This window comes from Rubrivirga litoralis, from assembly GCF_031846415.1.
Taxonomy (GTDB): Bacteria; Bacteroidota; Rhodothermia; order Rhodothermales; family Rubricoccaceae; genus Rubrivirga; species Rubrivirga litoralis.
The window spans coordinates 1-4,235 of record NZ_JAVRHT010000071.1; the positions used below are offsets into that span (position 1 = coordinate 1).

The 4,235-nt window shown below is 73.2% G+C and carries 5 protein-coding genes; 2 read left to right on the top strand and 3 right to left on the bottom strand.

Going from position 1 to position 4,235, the window contains the following annotated elements:
- The first annotated feature begins 322 nt into the window (after positions 1–322).
- A complete protein-coding gene (locus tag RM540_RS16050) occupies positions 323–445 on the top strand; it encodes a hypothetical protein (RefSeq protein WP_311665995.1) in 123 nt (40 codons plus the stop codon).
- Between the two features lie 5 nt (positions 446–450).
- Positions 451–792, top strand: coding sequence for a hypothetical protein (locus tag RM540_RS16055; protein ID WP_311665997.1), 342 nt, complete (start codon positions 451–453; stop codon positions 790–792).
- A 26-nt stretch (positions 793–818) separates the two neighbouring features.
- Here the strand turns inward: RM540_RS16055 and gltX are convergent, their stop codons facing one another.
- From gltX to RM540_RS16070, 3 genes are all read right to left on the bottom strand, one after another.
- Positions 819–2,288, bottom strand: coding sequence for a glutamate--tRNA ligase (gene gltX / locus RM540_RS16060; RefSeq protein ID WP_311665999.1), 1,470 nt, complete (start codon positions 2,286–2,288; stop codon positions 819–821).
- 387 nt (positions 2,289–2,675) lie between these two features.
- A complete protein-coding gene (locus tag RM540_RS16065; protein ID WP_311666002.1) occupies positions 2,676–3,182 on the bottom strand; it encodes an anti-sigma factor family protein in 507 nt (168 codons plus the stop codon).
- A complete protein-coding gene (locus RM540_RS16070; protein WP_311666004.1) occupies positions 3,179–3,775 on the bottom strand; it encodes an RNA polymerase sigma factor in 597 nt (198 codons plus the stop codon). Before RM540_RS16070 ends, RM540_RS16065 begins: the two co-directional genes overlap by 4 nt.
- Positions 3,776–4,235 lie beyond the last annotated feature (460 nt).

The following is a 4,235-nucleotide window of genomic DNA, read 5'->3' on the forward strand; positions in this document are numbered from 1 at the left end:
CTGAGTTCGTGCACCACAGCCCGCGCCGCCCGAACGGCTCCGACGGTGTGCCTCTCCCGGTGAGAGAGACTCGGCGCAGCCAGGGTGAGGGGGCGGGGTTGAACGGGTGGCGCATCAACCGCCAGATCCGGTATCCCACAGTAGAACAGGAGACCGTTTAGCTGCACGGGCTAGAGGCACAGCGGTAGCGAGAGCGACAGCATAGGGTCCCGCCATATCCGGAGCGCACGCGGCTGACGCCCAATGTGGGCCTGCAGCAACAAGTTCTACCGTTTTCTGAGCACGAGGCCGGCGGGGCGCAGCAAGAACGGGCTGGGGCGGGGTGGCGCTCGACGACTTCCCGAGCGTGAGCCGCGAGCAGGCCGAGGCGTTCCTGGTCCTCGCGCTCAACGACGCGCTCGGCCAGACGCCGCAGGTCGCCGAAGAAGCGACAGACCTCGCCTGATGCGGGTGCTCCTCGACCGAACCGCCGCAGGCGACGGCGCAGCCAACGTCCCGCGCAAGCTGAAGTACCGGCTCGCCCCGGAGCACGACGTGTCAACCGTTCCAGAGAACGGGTGGTCCGGGCTCCTCAACGGTGCCCTCCTCCGCGCGGCGGCCGACGGATTCGACGCTTTCGTCCCGCTTGACCGCAGGATCGAATACCAGCAGGAGGTCTCCGACCTCCCGCTTCGGGTCGTCGTCGTGCGGGCGGTCAGCAACAAGTACGAAGACCTGCTCCCGCTCGTGCCGTCGATCCACGCGGCGCTGGAGACGTCGCAGCCAGGCGGGATCGCCCGCGTGGCCGGCTAGCTGCCGCCCCGCCCGCGGGATTCGCCCTACCCGAGCACCTCCGCCGCGCGCCGCAGCCGGCGGACCGTCGCCTCGCGCCCGACAACGACCAGCGTCTCGAACATCCCCGCCCCGGCCGTCACGCCCGTCACCGCGAGGCGGGCGGGGTGGACGACCCGGCCGAACCCGACGCCCTCGTCCTCGGCGAGCTGACGCATGGCGGCCTCGGTGCTCTCCTCGGTGAACGCGTCCTCGGCCTCCAGGCGGTCGGCGTAGAGCGCGACGAGGCGCGCGCTGTCGTCCTTCCAGCGCTTTTTGACGCCGGCGGGGTCGTACGTCTCCGGGTCGTGGCCGAGGAGGTAGCCCGCGTCCGCGAGGTCGGCCGCCTTCGCGATCCGCTCGCGGAGGAGCGCGGCGGCGGCCACGAGCGCCCCCTCCCCCACCCCGCCCTCGCCCCAGCGTGCGTCGACGGCGGGGCGGGCGCGTCGGGCGATCTCCGCGGGGCCGAGCGCGCGGAGGTGCTGGCCGTTGAACCACTCGAGCTTGTCGAGCGAGAACTGCGCTCCGCTCCGCCCGATGCGGTCGACCGAGAACGCCTCGGCCAGTTCGTCCAGCGAGAACAGCTCGCGGTCGTCGCCCGGGTTCCACCCCAGCAGGGCCAGGAAGTTGACGACGGCCTCGGGCTCGTAGCCCGCCTCGCGGTACTCGCGCACGGAGACGGGAATCCCGAGCCGCCCCGCCGAGCGCTTCGAGAGCTTGCCGCCGTTGGGCGAGAGGATGAGCGGGAGGTGCGCCATCCGCGGCGGCTCCCACCCGAGCGCCCGGTACAGCAGCACGTGCTTGGGCACCGACGACAGCCACTCCTCGCCGCGGATGACGTCGGTGATCCCCATCGCGTGGTCGTCGACGACGTTCGCGAGGTGGTACGTGGGCATCCCGTCGCTCTTGACGAGCACCTGGTCGTCGACGTCCGACGTGTCGAACGAGACGTCGCCGCGGACCTCGTCGCGGAAGGCGACCGTCTCGCCCGCCGGCACCTTCAGGCGGACCACGTGCGGCTCGCCGGCCTCGACCCGGCGCCGCGCCTCCTCCTCGCCCCGCGCGACCGCGTTGTCCAGGTCGCCGCGCGTCGTCGCGTCGTAGGCCGCCCCGCCCTCGCGGAGCGCCTCCAGCGCCTCCGGCGTGTCGAAGGCGACGTAGGCGTCGCCCTGGTCGAGCAGCCGCCGCGCTGCCTCGTCGTACCGCGCGCGCCGCTCGCTCTGGCGGTACGGGCCGACCGCCCCGCCCTGCGTCGGCCCCTCGTCGGTCGTGAGCCCGGCCCAGGCGAGGCCGTCGAGGATGTCCTGCTCGGCGTCGGCGTCGAACCGCGAGCGGTCGGTGTCCTCGATGCGGAGCACGAACGCGCCGCCCGTCTGCCGGGCGAGCAAATAGTTGTAGAGCGCCGTGCGCAGGCCGCCGATGTGGAGGAGGCCGGTGGGCGAGGGCGCGAAACGGACGCGGACCGGGGCGTCGGGCATGGGCAGAGCGCGCGGACGGCGCGCGGGGCGGGGTGGCCGCCGAACCTACGCGGCCCGCCCACGCCAACGTGTGAAACGGGGAGGGGAACCAGTAGCGATCGCACGCTCAGCAAGCCTGTCATCCTGAACGAACGTGAAGGATCTCGACGCAGACTGTCCAGGCCGTCAGTGCCGGTCCCGACGACTCGGGACTCGCTGCCGAGACCCTCGGCCAGACGCCGTCCCTACGGGGTCGCTCCGCTCAGGATGACAAGCTCGATGTCTTATCTCAGAACGTACCAGCCCTGCCGCCTGCGCGGGGATGACTGCGGATTGGAGTCTGCATTTAGTAGCCCCATCCAGAACGCAGCAGCCCTGCCGGGGCGGGGCAGCGCCACCCTGCCCCCGCTACCCGCCCGCGCCCAGGTCCACCCCGCCCGCGCGCGGCGCCTCGACGCGCACGCCGGGGTCGAGGAGGTAGAGCGGGCCGTCGTCGAGGAACGTCTCGACTACGCGGTCCTCGGGCGGGGCGGGCGTCGGCCCCGGCGCGAGCGCGTTCCCGACGACGACGGCGACGGCCGCGACCGCGAGCGCCAAGCCGACCGAGACGCGGCGGCGCAGGGCCGTCCCCACCGGCGACCGCTCGGCGCGGCGGTCGGGCGCGCGCCGCCCCGCCCGCCGCGAGCGGTCGAGCCGCGCGAACACGGCGGCGTCGACGGCCGGCGGCACCGGCAGCGGCTCCTGGCGGACCGCCAGGCGGAACGCGAAGAGCGCGTCGAACTGCGCGCGGCAGTCGGCGCAGGCGGCGAGGTGGGCGAACAGGGCGGGCTGGCGGGCGGCCTCCAGCTCGCCGTCGACGTACTCGTTCAGGAGCACCTCGGCGTCGGCGCTGGCGCAGGGCGGGGCGGCGGTCATCGGGCGGGCGGGGCGGCGGGCACGGGCTCGGCCGCGGGCGTGGCGGGCTCGGGGTGGAGGAGCGGGCGGAGCGCCTCGCCGATCTTGCGGCGGGCCTTGAACAGCCGGCTCTTGACCGACGACACCGTCGTCCGCGTGACGGCGGCGATCTCGTCGTACGACAGGTTCTGGTACTCGCGGAGCACGACGACCTCGCGGTACGACGGCGAGAGCCCGGCGAGCGTCCGGTCGACGAGCGCGGCCTGCTCACTCTTGAGGAGGTTGGCGAACGGCGTCGGCCCGGGCGAGGGCGGCTCGGGCGCGTCGGCGACGAACCCGACCTCGCGGCCCCGCTTGCGGAGCACGTTGAGGCACTGGTTCCGAGCGATCGTGAACACCCACGCCTTGAACGACGTCGAGGACAGGAGCCGCTCGCGGTGCTCGTAGGCCCGCGCGAACGTCTCCTGGAGCATGTCCTCGGCGGCCGTCCGGTCGAGGAGCATCTTGGCGCAGTAGCCGTAGACCGGCCCCTTGTAGCGGTCGTAGAGGGCGACGAACGCGAACTCGTCGCCGGTGCGGAACGCGTCGATCAGGGCCGGGTCGTCGGGGGGCATGGGCGGGGCGGCGGGGCGTTTGTGTCTCCAAGACACACGGGGGAACGGGGCGTTGCTCGCGGCTCGCACTTTTCTCGCCGCCCCGCCCTCGGCGTCTCCGGGCGGGGTAGAGCAGCGTTCAGCGAAACCGCCCCGCCCGAGCCTGCCGGCGTCGGCGGGCGCTGCGAGTGATGGCCTGCTGCGAGTCGCATCGGCGCTCCTCCTGGGTCGGGGCGGCGAGCCGGGGCGGGGCGGCGGAAGCACCCGGGGTAGCGACACGGGGAGCCGCCCGGCTACGCCAAGCCCCGCCGTCCCGCGCAGCGGGCACAACGGACCGCCCCGCCCCCGTTTTCGCAGCCGCTTGGGCGGGGCAGCGTGACGAAGCTAGACAGAGCCGCCCCGCCCAAACGATCTGGCACGAGTTTTGGCAGCGGTCCCGGCGTCGGTTGCCGCCTATGTTTTAGGCTTTCATTTACTCCTA